Genomic DNA, 21993 nt, shown 5'->3' with positions numbered 1-21993 from the left:
CCGGGTGACCACCATGAGTAAGCCCTCCGTGTTGTTCGTGTGCGTGAAGAACGGCGGCAAGTCCCAAATGGCCGCCGGGCTGATGCGCAAAGCAGCCGGCGAATCCGTCGATGTGTACTCCGCCGGCACCAAACCAGGCACCGCCGTCAACGCCCTCTCCGCCGAATCGCTGCTCGAGGTCGGGGTCGACATCACCGGGCAGACCCCGACGCTGATCGACCCGCAACTGGTCCGCGACGTCGACCTGGTGGTCACCCTCGGCCGCGAAGCGCACGTCGACCCGGTGGACGGCACCCGGTTCGAGAACTGGGACACCGATGAGCCGTCCGAGCGCGGCATCGACGGCATCGAGCGGATGCGGCTGGTCCGCGACGACATCGCCGCCCGCGTCACCCGGCTCGCCGACCAGCTGACCACCACCGAATCCTGAACCGCCCGAGGAGCAACCGTGTCCACCATTGAAGTTTTCGAACCCGCCCTGTGCTGCAACACCGGCGTCTGCGGTGACGACGTCGACCAGGCGTTGGTCACCTTCTCCGCCGACATGGACTGGGTCCGCGGTCAGGGCGGGGACATCGCCCGATTCAACCTGGCCAGCGAACCGCTCGCGTTCGCCGAGCGCGAACCGGTCACGGCGTTCCTTCAGGTCTCCGGATCCGAAGGCCTCCCGCTGGTGCTGGTGGACGGGGTGACCGCGCAGACCGGCCGTTACCCGGACCGCGCCCAGCTCGCCAAGTGGGCCGGACTTACCGAGGCCCCTGCCACAGTCGCACCGGCCGGGATCCAGATGCTCGGACTCACCGACACCACCGACGCCGGATCCTGCTGCACCCCCACCGACACCAGCGGCACCAGCTGCTGCTGAAAGGCTTTGCCTGTTATGAAGTTTCTTTTCGCCCCGCCCCGCTTCCTGTTCTTCACCGGTAAGGGCGGGGCCGGGAAGACCTCCATCGCCTGCGCCACCGCGATCCACCTCGCCCGCGCCGGGAGACAGGTGCTGCTGGTGAGCACCGACCCGGCCTCCAACGTCGGGCAGGTGTTCGGGCTGACCATCGGCAACACCATCACCGACGTCCTCACCGTTCCGGGCCTGTCGGCCTTGGAGATCGACCCCGAGCAGGCCGCCGACACCTACCGGGAACGGATCATCGGACCGGTGCGGGGGCTGTTGCCGGAGAAGGAACTGGCGTCGATCACCGAGCAGCTGTCCGGGTCCTGCACCACCGAGATCGCCTCGTTCAACGAGTTCACCGCCCTGCTCACCGACCACGACACCGTCGCCGGGTTCGACCACGTGCTCTTCGACACCGCCCCCACCGGGCACACCATCCGGCTGCTGCAACTGCCCGGATCGTGGACCGACTTCCTCAACGACGGCAAGGGCGACGCCTCCTGCCTGGGCCCGATGTCCGGGCTCGAGAAGCAGCGCAGCATCTACGCGGACGCGGTCGCGGCCCTCGCCGACCCGCAGCGGACCCGCCTGGTGCTGGTCGCTCGGGCGCAGCGGTCCCCGCTCGCCGAGATCGCCCGCACCCACACCGAACTCGCCGACATCGGGCTCACCCGCCAACACGTGGTGATCAACGGTGTCTTGCCCACCCCTGAGCCCGGGGACGAGCTGGCCGCCGCCATTTACCAGCGGGAGCAGGCCGCGCTCGCCGCCCTTCCCGCCGACCTGGCCGGGCTGCCGCTCGACCTGGTCGAGCTCAAGGCCACCAACATGGTCGGCATCGCCGCCCTCGACACCCTGCTCACCCCGAACAGCGCAGCCGCACCGACGGTTCCGGCTCCCGAGGTGACCGTGCCGGCGGCGCCGCTGTCCGCTCTGGTTGACGAACTCGCCGACGACGGGCACGGGTTGATCATGTGTATGGGTAAGGGTGGGGTCGGCAAGACCACCCTCGCCGCCGCGATCGCTGTCGCCCTCGCGAAGCGCGGGTATGAGGTGCATCTGACCACCACCGACCCCGCCGCCCACCTGACCGACACCCTCGACGGGCACCTCGCGGGCCTGCAGGTCTCGCGGATCGACCCGGCCGAGGCCACCGACGCGTACCGGCAGCGGGTGCTGGCCACCAAGGGCGCCGCCCTCGACGAGCAGGGCCGCGCCACCCTCGCCGAGGACCTGGCTTCCCCGTGCACCGAGGAGGTCGCCGTCTTCCAGGCGTTCTCCCGGATCATCCACGAATCACGGAGGAAGTTCGTGGTCGTCGACACCGCCCCCACCGGCCACACCCTGCTCCTCCTGGATGCCACCGGGTCGTATCACCGGGAGATCGCCCGGCAGATGGGCGACAGCACGAATTTCACGACTCCGTTGATGCGGTTGCAGAACCCGGAGGAGACGAAGGTTCTGCTGGTCACCCTCGCCGAAACCACCCCCCGCCTCGAAGCCGAAGGGTTGCAGGCCGATCTGCAGCGCGCCGGCATAGCGCCGTGGGCATGGGTAATCAACAATTCCCTCTCGGCTGCCCACCCGACCTCCGACCTGCTCCGTCAGCGGGCCGGTGCGGAGCAACCGGAAATCGACACCGTCATCGCCGCGCATCCGCGGGTCACGGTCGTTCCGATGCAGCCCACCGAGCCGGTCGGCGCAGCGGCGCTGACCGCGTTAGTCGATGCTGAGGAATTCTTGCCGACGGCGACCTGACCCGCCTGCGATGTCGGCCGACTCGTGCCGACACTCTTGTTGTCAGGCTGCCTCCTGATGACGCTCTTCACTATCCCCGCTACCGCGGCTACTGGGATTCCTGCTCTGGTGGGCCTTTCCTCGTGTCCGAGATCGATCGATATCTTCAGTCGCTGCGGCGGTGGCATCACTGACCTGGATATCTGCGTCATGGATTGTGTCCACGACCGGTCGAGTCCGGGGGTCGAGTGGAGGCTGTCCCGGCGGCTCACATGCGCCTCTCGCGCGCCGGGCCGCACGGCGAACAGCGCTGTGAGCCAAATTGATCCGTATCTGCAGATGGCGTGTCAGTTGTGAGACCAGGAAGTGTCAGTGGCATCGGTCGCGGCGTCTGCGTCGTGGATCTCGGTGACCGTAACCTGTCCACCACGCAGTATCCACCCGTGAATCGCCCCGTCGTCTACATGACGGATGGCGGGAGAGGGACTGAAGATATCGATCGTTACTGGGACGTCGGACTCGGAGACACCGTCAGGGGTGTGGTCAGAGTCGGCGCATACACCTGTTCGCCGTCGCTGAGAATGCAGATGGCGTCACGTTGATGATCTCCGGCGGACCGCAGAGGGCGTCCTGGCCCCGACACCGTCTTCGCCGCCGTCATGATCACCCTCAACGACATCGCCGGACGGGTGGCCGCCAGCACCTGCCTCCCGGAACACACGGAGCAGCCGTGACTTGACGTGTACGACTGTCGATCACGGCCTCCCACGGGTGCCCAGCCTTCAGGCACTTCAAAATGGGACTTCTTGTTGCTTCCGGGCGAGGCCTGATCCGTTGTCAGAGAACCGTTCTCCTCGTCATCCCATTCCGCTGCGATCTCCGGGAAGCTGGAGGGCCGCCCACCCACCAGCTGACCGACCAGGTCCGACCCTCATCGGCGGGCCGTCGGCGCCCCCACGCGCCGCACCTCGCGTGCACGCAACGCACCGTGCGCTCGGCCGCACGCGGTAGTGGGAGGGCGCGTGCACCCGAACCAACGCCGGTTCGGCCGGCGGACGGAAATACTCGACCGTACCTTCCCGCCGATGCACTGGCCGCCGGTGCCACTCGAGCCGCCGACCGACATCCGTGATGTGATTCGGTCGACGGTGCCGGCGATTTACGGCCCCGCCAGCACGCAATGGAGGACCGAGATGACCGAAGTCGACTACATCGACGTGGTCGGGGCGCAGTCCGTGCTCGGTGGCCGAAGTGGTCGCCGCGGTGCTCGGAGCCCGGATGGAGATGGGCGGCGAACCCGGCCGCATCGTCGTCACCGGAGCGCCCGATCTCGAACTTCGGGTGGCCATCGGGCTGTCGATCAACGACCGCGGGATACCCGAAAGGTGGACCAGGCGAATCACGATCACCCACGAACACAGTAGCGACGAACGCCGCCACTGGACACAGCACCTACACCGCGCCCTCACCGAACGCCGCGACTGAACACTCACCGTGATCCCCGGGGCCCACCGAATCCACACACCCCACCCTCGTCGAACGCCGGGAACATGATCCGCTCCGCGGAAGACACACGCAGGCACCCAGACGCCGCAGCCTCGCGCACTCAGGAAGCGAGCACGGCCAGGTGCAGGGCAGCCCACCGACGGATCGGGACATCGGGCGCTTCGGCGTGAGGTACACGTCGAGGTCGTTCAGATAGCCGAAGCGGCAGCACCCGCCAACATGGGCACACCGAGTCACAAGGATGTGTTGCGGCGCCCCGACTCTGGTTGAGTCTTCCATTCCACGGAAGGAAAGTCATGGTTGCACCGAAGAAGGTGGTGGCGGTACGCCGAGCCAGTACCGCGGCTCGGTGTCCCCGGACGAGTTGCAGGAACGGCGACGAGGACGGCGATCGAGTCGCGGCAGGACCCGGCAGCCAGTGCGCGATCAAGCGGATCGCCGACCAGTCGGACGTGCACCCCGAAGGGCAGCGCACTTGGATGCGCCAGGGGTGAGATCGACGACGGCCACGCCGCGGGGTGCGCACCGATGAGGCCGCGCGGATCGCTGCACTCAACCGAGAGAACCGCGAGCTACGCAGGGCCAAATCAATTTTGAAGAGCGCGTCGGCTTTCTTCGCGGCCGAAATCGACCGTCCACACCCGCGATCGTGGACCACATCGACAATCATAAGTCCCACTACGGTGACTAACCGATCATCGAGGTCCTCCGGCAGGCAGGCATCGCATGCTGGGTCTCGGGTACTACGCAGCGAAGAAACGGCCGCCGTCCCACCGCACGATCCGTGACGCCGAGCTCACCGAACGGATCGTCCGTACTCACCGCGACAACTACTGGGTCTACGGCGTTCGCAAGGTGCACGCGACCCCACAGCGAGAGGGTGTGCCGGTGGCTCGGTGCACCGTCGAACGGTTGATGCGCTCAGCTGGTCAGCGCGGGATCTCCCGCCGGCCGGGGCCTCTTAACACCCGGCTGGCACCGCCGCAGCACCAACCCGGCGACCTGGTCAGCCGATGTTCCGCGCCGATCGACCGAACAGGTCGTGGGTCGCCGACATCACGTACTGACGAACGCTCTCCGGGTTCGTTGATGCGGCCGGCGGCCGTGCTCGATGTGTTTTCTCGACGGGTCATCGGCTGGCAAATTCAAATTGCCGACGATGGGAATCTGGCCCCGCATCCACAGCTACCAGGATCTTTCGGCACTGGTGCACCATTGCGGAACGCGGGGCGCAAACCACGTTCAACCGGTCCTCGCGCCGCCCGGGCGCATTTCGCGGGGTGGTCTCGGTCGACATATCCGAATGAGATGGAACACACCACTTTCCGACTCTCAGGCGACCACAGAACTCGCGCACGTACGGCGCGCTGCCGGCGACCGCGGCCACGTGCGGGCGCCGAAGAGGTCGAGGTTCCGCATCTCTGCTGGCGGAGGCCGCGCGGTCACCCCCGATGCCCATGGTGGGGTAGAGCTGCAACGCGCACTCGAGCCCGCGGCGCGATACACACCCCGAACTCGACGGGGAAAGGCAGATCGGGCTCGCGCGGTGGGACCGGACGTAGGCGGCCAGGCCTCCCGGAACCGATCCGATCGGTGGCGCCGGCGCCCTCGGTGATCGCGACCTGCCACGGCTGGATGTTGCACCAGGACCGTGTCCACTGGGCGAGCTCGAGGATCGTTTCGATCACCGCGTGCGACACCAGCTCGGGCAGGAACACCGGCAGCTGCTTGCGGACCCTTGCAGCAGGCGCAGCGTCGGCTCCGCGGCGGGAAGGATCGTGTCGGTCGCGCGTCGGCTCCCGTTGTCACGGACCCGCAGGCCGGAACCGCATGCGGGACGCCGCCTGCCGTGCCCCGCATCGTATGGATCTGGCTACCGCCAGGACGAGTTCTAGTCGGCTCCCCAGGTCGCCGAGACGCCGCGGTCGCGCAGCCACTGACTCGGGTTGAGCTGGTTGCCGCCTGCGTCCGACACCTCGAAGTGCAGGTGCGGACCGGTCGACTGACCCCGGTTGCCGACGGTGGCGATCTGCTGACCCGCCGCGACCCGCTGGCCGACGTTGACGATGAACTCGTTGATGTGGCCGTAGACGCTGACGGCGCCGTCGTCGTGACGCACCCGCACCCACAGCCCGAACCCGGAGGCCGGGCCCGCGGAGATGACCTCACCGTCGGCCGCGGACTGGATCGGGGTGCCGATCGGGGCCGCGATGTCGATGCCGCCGTGGCGTGCGCCCCAGCGGGGGCCGTAGCCGGAGGACAGCGTGCCGGACACCGGCTGCACGGTGCGGGCCTTGAGCGGAGCGGGGGTGCCCGGGTTGACCGGCCCGGCGCCGGGCGCGGGCGGCGCGGCCGGCATGTCGGGCAGCTCGATCGCCGGCAGCTGAACACCGGCGGGCAGTAGGCCCGGCGGGATCTCGAGCGGGCGGGCGCCCGCGGTCGCGGCGCCGAACTGCGCGCCGCCGATCAGGATGGCCCCGGTTGCCGCGGCAACGGTCGCGATCTTCAGTCGGCCGGTGATGGAATGAGAACGATTTACCGTCCTGCGGTGTTTCGCCACAGTGTCTTACCTCGTCTGTGTTGGCTAGGCCCGCGCTCGTGAGATTCGCGGTGTCGGACCCCCGTCGAGAAGGAAAGTAACAAAACGGTATCGACTTCGCCATCGTGACCCAATCGATATACAAACATGATCTTGCTCGCATACGCCCACGTCAGGGGCCTAATACTCCAATACAGACAGGTAACGACGCCGGGATCACCGCCCCAGGCGGCCCATCGAGCGGCACCGCGCAAAGACCAAGGAAAGCGGCAGTGACCTCGTCATTTGCGGGGCCGGCGAGCGCGTGCGGGGGCCGACGCGACGACATCCCGCGACACGGCTCCGACCGCCTCACGGCCCGCCGCAAGCGGACGCGCCGCCGACCTCGGCGAATGTGACGGACGCCACAAACTTCTGTCCCGTCCAGCTGGATACTCGGACGGGAGAAAGCCCGGCGCGACGATCGGTCACCACGGCCCCGGCGCACCGCGCGTAGCCGCTGTTCAGCGCTGGTGACGGAAAACGAATTTCCGTCACGCCTCAGCCCTGGGCGCTGTTACCGGGGCGGGAGGGTCGTCGAGTTGCCGGGTGGGTAGGTAGCGCGGCGGCGTTCTCGAAAGCGTGCCCGGTGGTGCTCCATCACGACTTCGGATTCGGTGTGGATGCTACTCGGGTGGCGGGCGATCGCGTCTCGGAAGGCGGCGCTGCGTCGACGGAGGAAGGGGGCACGGACCGCCGCCGTGTCGTCGGCGGTCAGGTATGCCGCGGCACCGTCGCAGGCGCGGAGGAACTGCCCGTACGCCCGCCGCACCGGCACCTGCTCGTCGAAGATCACCGGCAGCACCACGTCGTCGACCAGGTGGAACGGGAAACGCACGAGCCGGTAGGCGGCCCGTATCAGCGTTCGCGCCACGGCGCCCGGTCCCATGGTCCGATCGTAACGCCGGCACGGGCCGTGGTGACGCTGTTCACGGGGCCCGGCCCCGAAGGGGCGGCCTCACCACGGTGGGAGCAGTGCCGAGGACCCGCAGCGGGTCCGGGCGCTCGGGTGGCGCCCGAGGCAGAGGCCCCTATTCGGGACTCGCGCCGCTGGCACGTGCCGCGTCAAGGATCCGGTCTCGCATCCACGTGTCGATAGGTTGGCCGGCCTTGGCGGCCGCGGCCACGCACAACGCATGTTCTGCGTCGGTCAACCTGACGGTGGTGACGTGTGTCGGCCCCAACCCCAGCTCTGCGGTGAGGCGGTGCTCGGTGACTTGCCGGAGGATGTGCTGACGCAGTTGGTCGAAGTCCACCGGTAGGACGTCGCCGAGCAACCGTGCGCCGGTGGATTCGCGGTCGTCGTCGATGAGGGCGAGGAGGATCTGTTCGGTGCCGATGCGCTCGTGGCCGAGCAGCGAAGTTTCGCGCATGCTCTGTTCGAGGATCTGCTTGGCGTGCCGGGTGAACGGGATGTGCCCGGATCGGGCTTGCGCGCCTTGACCGGTGGTGAGTCGGCCGCCGAGGACGGCCGCCGACACGCCGAACGATTCCAGTGATCTCGCCGCTGCGCCGTCACGTTCGCGGATCAGGCCCAGCAGGATGTGCTCGGTTCCGAGATGGTCGTGGTTGTGGGCCCGGGCCGCCTCGGAAGCCAGGACGACGGTGCGCCGCGCCTGGTCGGTAAACCTCTCGAACACCTTTGCTTCCATCGGGTTTGGCCGCAGCATGCGGTACCCCATGTACCCGTTGTCTACACCAACTGCAGGCTCGAGCGTGCCGGAACCCGAGGTGGGCAGGAGCAAATTCGAACCGGGTCTTTCGGCCTGAGGTCTTCGGCCCGGGAGTTGCAGGGAGTTGTCGGCACCGCGCGGAGCGTCGTGAAGTGGTTCAACGGCGAGAAGCGCTTCGGATTCATCAAGCCCGATGACGGCGGCGCCGACCTCTTCGTCCACTGGACACCCAGCCTCGTCGTCGGCTCTGTCGATGTCGACCATCTCGCAATCGTGGTGCACAGCCGCTCGCATCCTGAGGCCACGGACTACTGGGATGGAAACTGGGTTCGCTCGATCCTCAGGGTGCGCGCCGGCGGCTTCACGGCCCACGTCAACAGCGGAGCCGCGCACCGACGAGATCCACAGATTCGGTGAGGGATTGAAATTCATCGATGACAACCCTCTTCGGTGCAGCTGTCCTTCAGAGCATCGAGGACTGGATCACCTTGTCGATCAATGCAACCCGAACGGGGGACGCGCCGGTGGACGCCGATCAGTTAGTGGTGGGGATGACGAAGTGCCCTCCTGCGTCGTTGCATTGGCTGACCGGTCTTCCGCTCCCGCCGTTCGCCCCCCTCGCACCGGGCGGCTGTCAGCCCTCGTCTGTCTCGGCGCCGAGTCGGAAGCTGAAGATCCTCGAGCACGCCGGGCGATTTGGTTGATGGCGGGGCCATTTTTTTGCGGGTACTGCGGAGATGCACCCAGGCCGACGTAAGAGACGAACACAACCGCGCCCCGTAATATGAGGCGCGTCACGTTCCAGAACTTCCGTGGGCCTCTCCGGCCCTGAACAACCGTTCGGAAAGGGCAGCAGCATGTCTGTCGTAGTTCGTCACCACGCACCGGGTATGACCGCAGATCAGTACTCGGCGATCGCCGACGTCACCTTGGGTGATCTCCGATCAGCCAAGGGATTCATCGCGCACTACGCATTTCTCGAAGGAGACGGCCTCACCGTCTCCGAGATCTGGGAAACCCAGGCGGATCACGACGCCTTCTTCGACGAGAACATTCGTCCGAAGCTCCCTCAGGAGATACCCACGCCCGCGGTGTTCGAGGTCATCAACGCCACCACCTCGTAAATCGACCTCAACACCTCAAAGGGTGGCAACGCTCCGTCAGGAGTTGGCCGCTCGCAGTTCAGTTTGGCGGAGCTGCTGGGCTGACTTGGGGCGGTCCGCTGACGGCCGTTGGCGGGTGCGCCGAGTGGGACGGTGTCGGCGTCGGAAGCTGGCCGGGGACGTTGCCTTCGCCCCCGCCGGAAGTCGTCCGCGCTGCCCGGGCGCGCTTGTCACCGATTCGGCACCACGCCAGGCGGCCGCGGGAAGTAGCGCTCGAGGAGTTTCTTCACCACGGGCCCGGACGTCGCCGATCCGAACCCACCGCCACGGACCAACACCGACACCACAATCTCGGGCGCTTCGAAGGGCGCGATCGCGGAGAACCAGGCATTGAGACCCTCCCCGGGCGCCGACGGATCCTCCGCCGTGCCCGTCTTGGCGGCGGCGGGCACCGGCAGGTCGGCGAGTTGCCCGGCGGTGCCGGCCGAAGCGGACGCCCGCATCCCCGCGCGGACGGGGTCGAGTCGGTCCGCGAAGGGCAGCCGAAGCGGTTGTGCGGTGGGAATTGGGATCTCGGCCGTCGGCCCGTACGCCGCCGCGAGCTGGGGGGTGACCATCGCGCCGGTGGCGATACCCGCGGTCCAGCGCGCCACCTGCAGAGGGGTCGCGCTGACGGTGCCCTGCCCGATGCCCATCAGCAGGGTGGAGCCCGGATACCAGGTGGCCCCGATGCTTCCGACGTTCGCCGGGGTGCCCAGGAATCCCTCGGCCTCACCGGGCAGGTCGATCCCCGATCGTCGGCCGGCGCCGAGTTGGTCCGCGACGTCCGCCATCTTCTCCGGGCCCAGGAGTTCACCGAGCTTGTAGAAGTAGACGTTGTCGGACCGCTGGATCGCCTGGAGCAGATTGTGTGGTCCCATCGGCTGCCAGTTCCGGAAGGTGTGCCCACCGTAGGTGTAAGCCGCGCCGGTTTCGATCACTGCGTCCGGCGCCAGGACCGGATATTCGGCGTTCGCGGCGGCGACGACGATCTTGAAGGTCGACCCGGGCGGCACGGCGGTCTGGGTGACGTTGTTGACCAACGGACTCGGACCGGGTGTCTGGGCCTGCGCCGCCAGCGCGACGACGTCGGCCGGGGGCCCGTAGACGTTGTTGTCGGCTCCCGGGACACTGGCGAGGGCCAGCACCGCCCCGGTGCGCGCGTCCATCACGATCGCAGCGCCCAGGTCGCCCCGGCTGGTCCGGATCGCTTCGGTCAGCGCGGTGGTGGCCAGGTCTTGCAGGCCGATGTCGAGGTTCAACCGCAGGTCGTGGCCGCGCAGCGGGTCCACCCGCTCACCGGTGGCGACCAGACGTCCGGCCGGATCGACGTACAGGCACTGCTTGCCGTCGCTGCCCCGTAACAACGCGTCGTACTGCTTCTCGAGCCCCGCCTTACCGACGCGGGATCCCAGCGCCAGGTGCGGCCACCGTTCCATGTCCTGCTGGTCGGCGACCCCGACGTGGCCGAGCACCGACGCGAGCATCGCGCCGTACGGATAACTCCGGCGACCGGACGGAACGACGAGCATCCCGGGGAGCCGGGCATCCACGATCCGCCGAGCCTGGTCGGGCGTGACCCTGCCGACAGCGATCTGCGGCTCCCCCTCACCACGCCCACGCAACACCTCGGTCAGCTCGTCCGGTGAGCTACCCAGCAACGCGGCAAGTCGACCGCGCGAGGCCGCGTCGTTCTCGTCGAATATCCCGGACACCACCGCAACGGCGTACTCGGCGGCGTTCACCGCGAGCGGCACGCCGTTGCGGTCGAGGATGAGACCGCGCTCTGCGGGCAGCCGGATACAGCGCGTCATCTGTGCCTCGCCCATCGTGCGGAGCTCCGGGCCGCGGTCGTGCTGCAGCTGCCAGGTGACCACCGACATCACCATGAGTGAGGCGGTGACCGTCATGGCGCCGGCCGAGACTGCTCTGGGTCGGTGGTGACGGCGCCGTTTCGGCTCCGGAGCCCACAGCGGTCGCGCGACACCGTCACGACGCACCGCGAGCACCAGTCCGACACCGACGAACCCGGCGAGGGCGGCGGTACCCCCGTAGCTGAACAGCGGAATCGGCATCCCGGTATGCGGCAAGAGGGACAGACTCGCACCGACCGATACCAGAGCGTGAATCCCGAACAACCCGCCGATACCCGCCGCGACGAGGGCCGCCTCCCGGGTCCTGGCCGTGCGGGCGGCGAGAACCGCCCGCCACACGATCACCGAGGTGGCCACCACCACCGCCAGGCCGGCGAACAGCCCCCACCCGTAGACCAGGCTGGCAAACGCGAGATCGTGCTCCGCTTCGGGAAGGTAGTCGGCTCGCACGTCGTAGAGCGGGTCCCGTGCCAGACCCCACCACCCGCCGCTGCCGATCGCGATGTCCGCCTGCCGCGCCGCCCATCCCGCCCCGCTCGGGTCGGCACTGCTGGACAAGAACACCTGTACGCGTTCGAGTTGATAGGGGCGGAGGAAGAGAACGGCGAGGGGCAACGACGCGATACCCACCGCGAGCAACGGAAGCAGGGGCAGCAGCGGCACCCTGGCCAGGATGAGCATGACCATGACGGTCGCGACGAGTACCACGGCAGTCGACAGGTCCGGTTGCAGCGCGACCAGCGCGATCGGCACGCCCGCCGCCGCCAGGGCTGCCACGAACCGGCCGAAGGTGAATCCGCCGGCCAGGATGCCGGCCGGAACCAGGATCAGACCGAGCTTGGCGAGTTCGGACGGCTGGACGGTGAACACGCCGAAGTCCAACCAGCGCTGGGCGCCTTTGGTTGCGACCCCGGCGAGCGGCACCGCCGCCAACATCACGGTGGCCACCGTGAACACCACCCACCCGAAGGCGCGGAGGTCACCCATTCGCAGGCGAGAGACCCACCACATCAGGGCGAGACCGGCTGCCGCGAACAGCACGTGTCGAACGGCATTCGTCGTCATCCCGATAGCGAGCAAGTTGAGCACGCCGAGAACCACAAGAGTGATAGCCGCGGTGACGATCCACGGATCCGATTCCCGCCCACGTTCGGCCATGCGTTTCCCTCCCCGACGCCTCACCAGACCGCGTTCTGGACCGGCACCAACAGCGGCTCCGACTCGGGCGTCGCCGGGGAACCGGTGACCGCAGCGACGGCAAGTGCGGAAACGGGCGGCAGATCCGCCCGGCTGATGCCGTACACCTCTTTCCCGCCCGGCTGAAGAGGCAGCGAAGCGCCAATACCCGTACCGACTATTCGGACGACATCTGTTGCAGCGGACACTGATTCGGTCAACCGGCCGGCGCATGCCGAACAGGGACAGTTCGGCGCGCTACTGCGAAGCAGGCGCGCCACCGAGGCGGTGTCCTCGTGCCGGGGTGTCGCACTGCCGGTGCCCTCGATCGGGAACTGCGCGGTTTCGGAGACGGCCACACGGTCCTGGTCGCGGTATCGCCCCGCTAGCGGATCGGGTGACGGCCCTCGCTGCGCGCCCTGTCGAGCTGATCGATTCCCTCGGTGACGGGCAGCGCCGCCTGCGCTGGTGTCCACGTCGTCACCGTGAGCGGGCTCCGGAGCGTGACACCGCCGCCATCTGCCTCGGGCTCGACGCGTTCGGACGGGCCCGGTCGGGCCTCGACGCGCTCGCTTCTTCCTCGAGTGGAGCCCTGTCACTGCGTCGATCATCGCGCACCCGATACGCTATGCCGTCCGCGCGGGTCACGACTGGACCGGAGCGGGTGGCGGCGGACCCTGAGTTGGGCTTACTCGCTGTCGAAATCCACTACGCCTGCGACTTCATTTAACTCCGATCCGCGCTCCGCGGGAGCGGATCCGGGGTTACCAACACCGAACCGGCACGCAACACCGCACCCACCCGAGGAGCACGACGCACGTCCGAGAGACCCCAGTCGGTCCCCTCCGATCGGTTCCGAACCTCTTTTCGCACCCGACGACTCTGGAGCGGCGGATCCGCTGATCGAGCGTGGCGGCGAATACCGCACCCGCATTCGAAGGGGTCGGTGACCTGGCGCAAGATCTCGCGCACCAGACGGGCCGGAAGTCATCATCGATAACCCCGTATCGAGCGCCGGGCAGATCAACGGGTAGCGGGACATCCCGACCGCAGGACCTGGACGAATACTAGATCCCCGAGCCGGTTCGTCACGGGCTGCGTGCGGTCGTGGATCCTGCCGAGCAGACCGTGCACCGATCGGCTCGGGTGAGGACCACAAGATGTCCACCACCTCGGCGTCGAGACCACCGAGTCCCTTCATGGCTCTCCTCGTCACCTTCCGAAACCTCATCCGATTTCCTCAATCGAACGAGGTCATGCCCGCGCGCTTTCAGCCATACCATCGGATCCTGGATCCGTGAGAGCCCTTGCCGCGGAACCGCACCGAGCGGACGGCGTTGCCGAGCTCTGGTCGGGTCGTACCGCGGCCGCAGGCCACCATCTCCACAGTTGACTATTGACAGCTGAGTCAAGTCACAGCCAGAGCGCGATCGAAACTACCGAGAACAATCAGCTATCTCCGGCTCGAATGCTCCGTCCGCAACTCCTCGGCTCGCCGGGGAGCGGGTTGGTGGCGCGTTCGCGTCCGATGGCGCTGGTGCGATCCGCACCGGGTCGGGCCGAGCAGAAGGAGGCGGCCACGACTGATCCCAAACCGCCATCTGGACCTCAGGGGGTTTGGTCCGGCGCTCCGGCATCGGTTCCGGATCCACGCCCCCGCTGAGCGACCAACGGTATAGTTCCCCTGCTCTAGCTGTCCCACCGGGCGTGTTAGGTACGGCATGCCTTATAGACTCGGTCGGTGTCCAGCTCGTCCGTCCATGTAGAGCGCCCCGCGGTGGGCTTCGTGCGTGAGCTGGGAAGATTCGGTGACTTTCCGGCGCTGATTACTCCGGGCGAGACGGTGACCTACCGTGAACTGGCAGAACGCGTCGAGCGGGGCGCTTCACGGCTCGGCGGGACCCGACGTCTGGTGTTGGTCGCCGGCACCAACGAGATCGATCTGATCGTCACCTATCTCTCGGCCCTGTTCGCCGGGCATCCGGTGTTGCTGGCACCGGGCGACAATCCCGACAGTCTCGAGGCCCTGATCGCCGCGTACCGACCCGACGTCGTGGTGCGCAGCGCCGACGGGCGCACGGTGGTCGAGGAGGTCCGTGAGTGTTCCGCGCACCTGCTGCACCCCGACCTCGCGCTGCTGCTGAGCACCTCCGGATCAACCGGATCACCGAAACTCGTCCGCCTCTCGCACCGCAACGTGCAGGCCAACGCCGAGTCGATCGCGGAATACCTCGACATCCAGGGCACCGACCGTGCGGTGACGACGCTGCCCATGCACTACTGCTACGGGTTATCGGTCATCCACAGCCACCTCCTCCGCGGCGCCGCCCTGATCCTCACGCCCCACTCGGTCACCGACCCCGGGTTCTGGGACCTCTTCAAGGCCCACCGCGGCACCAGCTTCGCGGGTGTGCCCTACACCTTCGATCTCCTCGACCGGATCGGGTTCGACGAACTGGATCTGCCCGACCTGCGGTACATCACGCAGGCCGGCGGGCGGCTGGCACCGGACCGGGTGCGGGCCTTTGCGGATCTGGGTCGACGGCGGGGCTGGGATTTGTTCGTCATGTACGGGCAGACGGAGGCGACCGCCCGGATGGCGTACCTACCACCGGAACTCGCCGCCACCGACCCGCAGTCGATCGGCCGGCCGATTCCCGGCGGATCCTTCCGGCTCGAACCGGTCGCCGACGCCCCGGACGGCGCCGGTGAGCTGATCTACGCGGGCCCGAACGTGATGCTCGGCTACGCCCACACCCCCGACGACCTGCGCCTCGGTGACACCCTGGGCGGCGAACTGCGGACCGGTGACCTCGCCCGGCAGACGGGTGACGGGTTGTACGAGGTGGTCGGTCGCCGCAGCCGATTCGCCAAGGTCTTCGGACTGCGGATCGACCTGCAGCACGTCGAGTCGGCACTCGCGCAGCACGGGCTGACGGCCTGCTGCGCGGGCGGAACGGACGAGTTGATCGTGGCCGTCCAGAACTGCGGCGATGTGGACACGGTCCGGCACGCGACCGCCCGGGCCTCGGGTCTTCCCGCCGCAGCCATCCGGGTGTGCCCCGTCGACGAGCTTCCGCGGACCTCCACGGGCAAACCCGACCTCCGCGCCGTCGCCGAGCTGGCACACGCGTCCGAACCCCCGCCGGCCGCGCAATCGACCACAGACCCCGACACCGACGCCGTACGGGCGTTGTATGCCGACATCCTCCGCTGCACGCACGTCACCGACGACAGCACGTTCGTGAGCCTGGGCGGCGACTCGCTGTCCTACGTGCGGATGTCCCTGCGACTCGAGGAGATGCTCGGCTACCTCCCCGAGAACTGGCACACCACCCGTGTCGGGGACTTCGCACCGGCTCCGCGGCCGCGACGTCGGTGGCGGACTGTGGAAACCAACGTTCTGCTCCGCGCGGTGGCGATCGTGCTGATCGCGGGCTCGCACATTCACCTGTTCACGGTGCTCGGCGGAGCGCACGTGCTCCTCGGGATCGCGGGCTACAACTTCGCACGCTTCCACCTCGGCGCAGCCGAGCGGACCGACCGTGTCCGCCACACACTCGGGAGCGTCGCCCGGATCGCCGTTCCCAGCATGGTGTGGATCGGGTCCGTCATCGCCCTCACCGGGGACTACCGGATCACCAGTGCGTTCCTGCTCAACGGAATCCTCGGTCCGGACGGGTGGTCCGCCGAGTGGAGATACTGGTTCGTCGAAGCGATCGTGTACATCGTGCTCGCCGCCGCCGCGGTGCTCTCCATACCGCTCGTCGACCGCATCGAGCGCAGGCACCCGTTCTGGTTCGCGATGGGGTTCGTGGCCCTCGGCCTGCTCACCCGGTACGGGCTGGTCGATGTCGACGACAGCCGCAATCGCATCCTGAGCGCGTCGGTGGTCTTCTGGTTGTTCGCCCTCGGCTGGGCAGCCGCCAAGTCGACGACCATTTGGCATCGACTCTGCGTCACCGCGGTGGTCGTGGCCACGGTACCCGGGTTCTTCTTCGGCGAGACCCGGCGGGAAATCATCGTCGTCGGTGGGCTCTGCCTGCTGGTCTGGTTCCGGTCCGTCCCCTGCCCCACGATGCTGAGCCGAGTGGCAGGGGTGTTGGCGAGTGCGTCCCTCTACATCTACCTGACACATTTCCAGGTGTATCTGCCGCTGCGCGACGACCATCCCTGGTTGGCGCTGGTGCTGTCGATTCTCGTCGGCGTCCTCTACTGGCAAGCGGTGACATTCGTACTCGGCCTGCGCCGACGGCCCGGTGCCGTGCGGACGAAATCGGACCGGAACCCGATCGCATCGATGTTTGGTTCGAACCAGGCCGTCGCCGCAGGGAAACAATTGCCCGCCCGCCGACATACGCATTGATTACAGGCGTGTCGGAAGCGCGACGATCAGGGGACGATCCCATGGTCGGAACCGATCGTTGCCCACACACGCCGTATCCAGCACCTCTGGCCTCGAGGCCAAGTCCACACCATGCCCTCGATGAACTTCCGGGGTATGCCACGCCTGCCATCGGGCAAGCATGGATCCACACCGACCGGGCGCTGATTGGGTGACTCTCGCGGTGCACCGTCGACGGTCTATGCCGGGGTTCGGTTTCGGGCATTGATCGGCTGTCACGGTGTGGTGATCGCTCGACCCATTCCCACTTACACAGGGACGTCCACCAGCTCCGCATCCGGTCCTTCCTCCTCCCCACCCGGACGGGCCGACGCTTCCCGCCTGTTGCGCACCAGATTCCGGATGGTTAGGTTTGCCAATCCTGTGGGTAGCATCATTTTCCTAATGACGGCTGGGAGAGTTCCCGCTGCGAGGAGGACGGACGATGAGGATGCGGATCGGACTGATGTCGGGGGTGGCGCTCGCCACCGCCGCGGTGCTGACGGTGGCGGGGTGCTCGGATTCCGGTTCGGACAACGCGACCGACTCGGGCGCCGCCAACCAGATCACCGTGTACAACGCGCAGCACGAATCGTTGACCCAGGAGTGGGCCGACGCCTTCACCGCGGAGACCGGCATCGAGGTGGAACTGCGCAACGGCAGCGACACCGAACTCGGCAACCAGCTCGTGGCCGAGGGCGACCAGTCGCCGGCCGACGTGTTCCTCACCGAGAACTCCCCGGCCATGACGCTGGTGGAGAACGCCGGGCTCTTCACCGACGTGAACCAGGACGTCCTCGACCAGGTCCCGAGCCAGTACCGGCCGTCGAGCGGCAAGTGGACCGGCATCGCGGCCCGCTCCACCGTATTCGCGTACAACAAGGACCAGCTGCCCCAGGACCAGCTGCCGAAGTCGCTGCTCGACCTGCAGGATCCGGCCTGGAAGGACCGCTGGGCGGCGTCCCCGTCGGGCGCCGACTTCCAGGCCATCGTCAGTGCACTGCTCGAACTGAAGGGCGAGGACGCCACCCGGCAGTGGTTGGCCGGGATGAAGGACAACGTCCGCACCTACAAGGGCAACGGCGCCGTGATGAAGGCTGTCAACGCCGGTGAGATCCCGGGCGGTGTCATCTACCACTACTACTGGTTCGGTGATCAAGCCAAGACCGGTGAGAACAGCAACAATGTGGCGCTCCACTACTTCAAGAACGAGGACCCCGGTGCGTTCGTCAGCGTCTCCGGTGGTGGTGTCCTGAAGTCCAGCACGAAGCAGGATGCGGCGCAGCAGTTCCTGAAGTTCGTCACCGGCCAGAAGGGGCAGGACGTTCTGCAGACGGGGACGTCGTTCGAGTACACGGTGGGCAACGGCGTGCCCGCGAATCCGAAGCTGGTTCCCCTCGCTGAACTGCAGGCCCCGCAGGTCGACCCCGCGAAGCTCAACAGCCCGCAGGTCACCGAGCTCATGACGGAAGCCGGTTTGCTCTGAATCTCACACTGATCGGCCGAGCGCGGTCGGGAGACGCGGCCACGACGCGTCGCCCGACCGCCGGGCCGGGTCTGCCCCTGCCCCTGGCGGTCGCCGCGGTGATCGTGGTGGCCGCGTCGTTCATTCCGCTCGGCTACGTGATCGCGGCGAGCATCGCCACGGGCTGGGACACCGCGTCGGCGTTGCTGTTCCGGCCCCGGGTACGCCAATTGCTGTCGAATACCGTGCTGTTGGTCGTGGTCACGGTGCCGATCTGCGTCATCGTCGGCGTCCTCGCCGCCTGGCTCGTCGAGCGCACCCGGGCGCCGGGGGCGAAGGTGTGGGCGGTGCTTCTCGCGGCGCCGCTGGCTGTTCCGGCGTTCGTGAACAGTTATTCCTGGGTGACGGCGATTCCCTCCCTCGGCGGGCTGTCGGGCGGTGTCCTCATCGCGACCCTCTCGTACTTCCCCCTCGTCTACATTCCGGCGGCCGCGACACTGCGCCGGCTGGATCCGGCCGTCGAGGAATCGGCGCGAGCACTCGGACTCGGGCCGTGGGCGGTGTTCTTCCGCGTCGTGGTGCCGCAGCTGCGCCTGGCCATCGCCGGCGGGGCGCTGCTGGTGTCGCTGCACCTTCTCGCCGAATACGGCGCCTTCGTCTTCATCCGGTTCGACACGTTCACGACGGCGATCTTCGAGCAGTACCAGTCGACGTTCAACGGAACCGCGGCGACCATGCTCGCCGGTGTCCTGGTGCTGCTGTGCCTGACCCTGCTGGTGATCGAATCGGTCGTCCGCGGCAGCGCCCGGTACGCCCGGATCGGGTCGGGTGCGGCCCGCCGGGTCGTGCCCGCCGAACTCGGCTGGCGGTACTCGCCGATCGTGCTGGCGTTCCTCGGGGTGCTGATCGCGGCGTCCGTCGGTGTCCCGGTCGTCAGCGTCCTGCGGTGGCTCGTCATCGGCGGGAGCGCGGTCTGGGAATGGGACGCCGTCGCGTCCGCGCTCGTACAGACTCTCGGGTTCGGCATCGCCGGTGCCGTCGTGACATGTGTGCTCGCCTTCCCGATCGCCTGGATCTCGATCCGCCACACCGGTCGGTTCAGCCGCTTCCTCGAGGGCGGCACCTACATCTCGAGTTCGCTGCCCGGCATCGTGGTGGCACTGGCATTGGTCACCGTCTCCATCCGCTACCTCCACCCGCTCTATCAGAGCGTGGCCGTCGTGATCGCGGGCTACGCGCTGCTCTTCCTACCGCGTGCCCTGGTGAACCTCCGGGCCGGACTCGCGCAGGCGCCTGTCGGGCTCGAAGAGACGGCGCAGTCGCTGGGGCTCTCGCCGCTGTCGGCCTTCTTCCGGGTCACGCTGCGGCTGGCGGCCCCGGCCACGGCGGCGGGCGGGGCGCTGGTGTTCCTGGGGGTCGTCAACGAGCTGACCGCCACCCTCCTGCTCGCGCCCACCGGTACCCGCACCCTGTCCATGCGGTTCTGGTCGCTGAGCAGCGAGATCGACTACGCCGGCGCCGCACCGTACGCGCTGATCATGATCGTGTTGTCGTTGCCCATGACCTACGTGCTCTTCTCCCAGTCGAAAAAGGTAGCGGGACTATGACATACGCACTCGAAGTGGACGGACTCGACAAGTCGTTCGGCGCCGCGGCGATCCTCCGGCGCGTCGCGTTCGCCGTCGAGGCGGGATCCACCACGGCGATCGTGGGGCCATCGGGTTGCGGCAAGACCACGTTGCTCCGCCTGATCGCGGGCTTCGAGAAGCCCGATGCCGGCACCATCGCACTGGCCGGCCGGGTCGTCGCGGGCGGCGGTTGGACGCCCGCGCACCGGCGGTCGGTGGGGTACGTCGCCCAGGACGGCGCGCTGTTCCCGCACGCCACTGTCGGCGCGAATGTCGGGTTCGGTCTGCCCCGCCGGGCCCGCACCGCGTCGACGATCGCCGAGCTCCTCGAGATGGTGTCGCTGGACCCGTCGTACGCGGCCCGCCGACCCGACCAACTGTCGGGCGGGCAGCAACAGCGAGTGGCACTCGCGCGGGCGCTGGCCCGCGAACCCGAACTCATGCTGCTCGACGAGCCGTTCTCCGCACTGGACGCCGGGCTGCGGACGAACACCCGCAGGATCGTCGCCGACGTCCTCGCGAAGGCCGGGATCACCACCATCCTCGTCACCCACGACCAGCCCGAGGCGCTGTCGTTCGCCGACCGGGTCGCGGTGATGAGTGCCGGCCGGCTCGCCCAGATCGGCACCCCGCGCGAAATCTATTCCACCCCGATCGACGTCCCCACCGCACAGTTCATCGGTGACGCCGTCGTGTTGTCGGCGCACGTCGACGGCGGCCGGGCCCGCTGCGCCCTCGGCGACGTGGCCGTGGCCCCGAACGGCGTCCGCGGGAGCGCCCGAGTGATGTTGCGGCCGGAGCAAATCGAGGTGACCACGGACGGCGCCGGCGTAACCGGGACGGTCGTCGACGTCGAATACCTCGGGTCGGAAATGCTGCTCGGCATACGCCTCGACAACGCGGACGGCGTCGTCACCGAACGGGTCACCGTCCGCCGCTTCGGTGCCACCGCCCTCACCCCCGGCGACCGCGTCGGCATCCGCGTCCTCGGCAACGCCGTGGCATACGAACTGTGAGAATTTCCCCAAGAGTCACTTGTGCACCTTCGGATCTGCGGGCTGGAAACTCAGCATGGAATGCCAACCAAATTTGTGTGCGCCTCTGTGAACCGGGATCGAGCGCGAGGCCACTCACCGTCGGGGGTTCGGGCCCAGGTGTGCCGAAGTCCGCCGGGCGGCCGTGTGGCAAATGTTCCTCAAGTCCGACCGGGTGATCACACGCTGGCTGGTCGCAGGGCGCCGAAGAGCCCCTCGGTTCCGCCTGATCCTTGCTGTCTAACATTCCATGGCGGGTCCGTCCTGCCGCACCAGCTCTCCCGCGGGGTTCAGCTCGGTCCAGGCCGAGATCGACCGCTGTCGGTGGCGAAGATGAACCGGGCCTACCTGGTGAGCAGCTGCTCGGCGTCGTCGGTCTGGACGGGTTGGTTCCTGACCACGAAGACGTCTGAACGGATGTCGTTGTCGTTGAAGATGACTCCGGTGATCTTGCCGGATGCTCGCATCTGTGGTGTCGGCGTCCACCTCGGGGACCACGACCTCCTCGAGTGGGTCTTGGAACAACTTCTGCAGATCGGGGACGTCGGAGCGGGTGACGTCGCCGACGTATTCGTAGGACGCGTCCCACCGGCGCGCCCACCCAGAAGTGCCCACCCGCGCCGGAGGGACGGATTGCCAATCCCAGGCGTTAACGAAGTTCTGCTGGGTGAATTGGGCGATCCTGAGCCGTTGCCCTGACCGTCCGATCCCGCCCGCACATGACGGACCCACTGCGCAATCGGCGCGCCCGCCGAAAAGTCTCAACCTCAGATTGAATGTTGTGCGTGCTGTGACTAGTGTGATCAGAGTGATTAGGACCGGCGGTGCGTCGGTTACAGCGGGCGCGAGCTGACCGCTTCCGAAGAGGGTGTCGATCGGACATTGAGGTCCTTCGTCCAGCTTC

The 21993-nt window shown here is 67.7% G+C and carries 18 protein-coding genes; 12 read left to right on the top strand and 6 right to left on the bottom strand.

What is annotated here, in order from left to right:
- Positions 1–13 precede the first annotated feature (13 nt).
- The 6 genes from JWS13_RS03245 to JWS13_RS46355 all read left to right on the top strand — a co-directional run bounded on the left by JWS13_RS03245 (position 14) and on the right by JWS13_RS46355 (position 6085).
- On the top strand, positions 14–430 hold the full coding sequence (locus JWS13_RS03245) for an arsenate-mycothiol transferase ArsC (protein ID WP_206004454.1): 417 nt from the start codon (positions 14–16) through the stop codon (positions 428–430).
- A gap of 18 nt (positions 431–448) precedes the next feature.
- The gene (gene arsD, locus JWS13_RS03240; protein WP_206004453.1) at positions 449–865 is read left to right on the top strand and encodes an arsenite efflux transporter metallochaperone ArsD; all 417 of its coding nucleotides are present in this window, start codon (positions 449–451) and stop codon (positions 863–865) included.
- Between the two features lie 15 nt (positions 866–880).
- Positions 881–2650, top strand: a complete 1770-nt coding sequence (gene arsA, locus JWS13_RS03235; protein WP_206004452.1) for an arsenical pump-driving ATPase — start codon at positions 881–883, stop codon at positions 2648–2650.
- Between the two features lie 1221 nt (positions 2651–3871).
- Positions 3872–4114, top strand: coding sequence for a hypothetical protein (locus JWS13_RS03230; protein ID WP_241032045.1), 243 nt, complete (start codon positions 3872–3874; stop codon positions 4112–4114).
- A 317-nt stretch (positions 4115–4431) separates the two neighbouring features.
- Complete coding sequence (locus JWS13_RS03225; protein ID WP_206004451.1) at positions 4432–4629, top strand: hypothetical protein; 198 nt, start codon at positions 4432–4434, stop codon at positions 4627–4629.
- 232 nt (positions 4630–4861) lie between these two features.
- On the top strand, positions 4862–6085 hold the full coding sequence (locus JWS13_RS46355) for an IS3 family transposase (RefSeq protein ID WP_420854986.1): 1224 nt from the start codon (positions 4862–4864) through the stop codon (positions 6083–6085).
- Here the strand turns inward: JWS13_RS46355 and JWS13_RS03210 are convergent.
- The 3 genes from JWS13_RS03210 to JWS13_RS03200 all read right to left on the bottom strand — a co-directional run bounded on the left by JWS13_RS03210 (position 6027) and on the right by JWS13_RS03200 (position 8353).
- Positions 6027–6695 (bottom strand): M23 family metallopeptidase, encoded by a 669-nt coding sequence (locus JWS13_RS03210; RefSeq protein WP_206004450.1) that lies wholly within the window; start codon positions 6693–6695, stop codon positions 6027–6029. The genes JWS13_RS46355 and JWS13_RS03210 overlap by 59 nt on opposite strands.
- 535 nt (positions 6696–7230) lie before the next feature.
- Entirely contained in the window at positions 7231–7602 is a 372-nt protein-coding gene (locus tag JWS13_RS03205; protein WP_206004449.1) for a hypothetical protein, read from the bottom strand.
- 142 nt (positions 7603–7744) lie between these two features.
- On the bottom strand, positions 7745–8353 hold the full coding sequence (locus JWS13_RS03200; RefSeq protein WP_241032044.1) for a Clp protease N-terminal domain-containing protein: 609 nt from the start codon (positions 8351–8353) through the stop codon (positions 7745–7747).
- Positions 8354–8533: 180 nt separating this feature from the next.
- Here JWS13_RS03200 and JWS13_RS46350 point away from each other — a divergent pair, with 180 nt between their 5' ends.
- Positions 8534–8803, top strand: a complete 270-nt coding sequence (locus JWS13_RS46350) for a cold shock domain-containing protein (RefSeq protein ID WP_206004447.1) — start codon at positions 8534–8536, stop codon at positions 8801–8803.
- 473 nt (positions 8804–9276) lie between these two features.
- Positions 9277–9510: a hypothetical protein gene (locus JWS13_RS03190; RefSeq protein WP_225929749.1), complete on the top strand. Its 234-nt coding sequence runs from the start codon at positions 9277–9279 to the stop codon at positions 9508–9510.
- Between the two features lie 209 nt (positions 9511–9719).
- Here the strand turns inward: JWS13_RS03190 and JWS13_RS03185 are convergent, their stop codons facing one another.
- Both JWS13_RS03185 and JWS13_RS03180 read right to left on the bottom strand, forming a co-directional pair.
- Complete coding sequence (locus JWS13_RS03185; protein ID WP_206004446.1) at positions 9720–12560, bottom strand: FtsW/RodA/SpoVE family cell cycle protein; 2841 nt, start codon at positions 12558–12560, stop codon at positions 9720–9722.
- A 20-nt stretch (positions 12561–12580) separates the two neighbouring features.
- Positions 12581–12937 (bottom strand): hypothetical protein, encoded by a 357-nt coding sequence (locus JWS13_RS03180; RefSeq protein WP_206004445.1) that lies wholly within the window; start codon positions 12935–12937, stop codon positions 12581–12583.
- Between the two features lie 1382 nt (positions 12938–14319).
- Here JWS13_RS03180 and JWS13_RS03175 point away from each other — a divergent pair.
- The 4 genes from JWS13_RS03175 (at position 14320) to JWS13_RS03160 (ending at position 21071) form a co-directional block, all read left to right on the top strand.
- Positions 14320–16944: an AMP-binding protein gene (locus tag JWS13_RS03175; RefSeq protein ID WP_206004444.1), complete on the top strand. Its 2625-nt coding sequence runs from the start codon at positions 14320–14322 to the stop codon at positions 16942–16944.
- Positions 16945–17407: 463 nt separating this feature from the next.
- Positions 17408–18448, top strand: coding sequence for an iron ABC transporter substrate-binding protein (locus tag JWS13_RS03170; RefSeq protein ID WP_206004443.1), 1041 nt, complete (start codon positions 17408–17410; stop codon positions 18446–18448).
- A gap of 71 nt (positions 18449–18519) precedes the next feature.
- Positions 18520–20034 (top strand): ABC transporter permease, encoded by a 1515-nt coding sequence (locus JWS13_RS03165; protein WP_206004547.1) that lies wholly within the window; start codon positions 18520–18522, stop codon positions 20032–20034.
- The gene (locus tag JWS13_RS03160) at positions 20031–21071 is read left to right on the top strand and encodes an ABC transporter ATP-binding protein (RefSeq protein WP_206004442.1); all 1041 of its coding nucleotides are present in this window, start codon (positions 20031–20033) and stop codon (positions 21069–21071) included. The genes JWS13_RS03165 and JWS13_RS03160 overlap by 4 nt, the downstream gene beginning before the upstream one ends.
- Before the next feature lie 362 nt (positions 21072–21433).
- Here the strand turns inward: JWS13_RS03160 and JWS13_RS45930 are convergent, their stop codons facing one another.
- Entirely contained in the window at positions 21434–21556 is a 123-nt protein-coding gene (locus tag JWS13_RS45930; RefSeq protein ID WP_259375206.1) for a hypothetical protein, read from the bottom strand.
- Positions 21557–21993 lie beyond the last annotated feature (437 nt).

The sequence above is a fragment of the Rhodococcus pseudokoreensis genome, assembly GCF_017068395.1.
In the GTDB taxonomy this organism is placed as follows: Bacteria; Actinomycetota; Actinomycetes; order Mycobacteriales; family Mycobacteriaceae; genus Rhodococcus_F; species Rhodococcus_F pseudokoreensis.
This window is presented reverse-complemented; position numbering and strand designations above follow the sequence as displayed.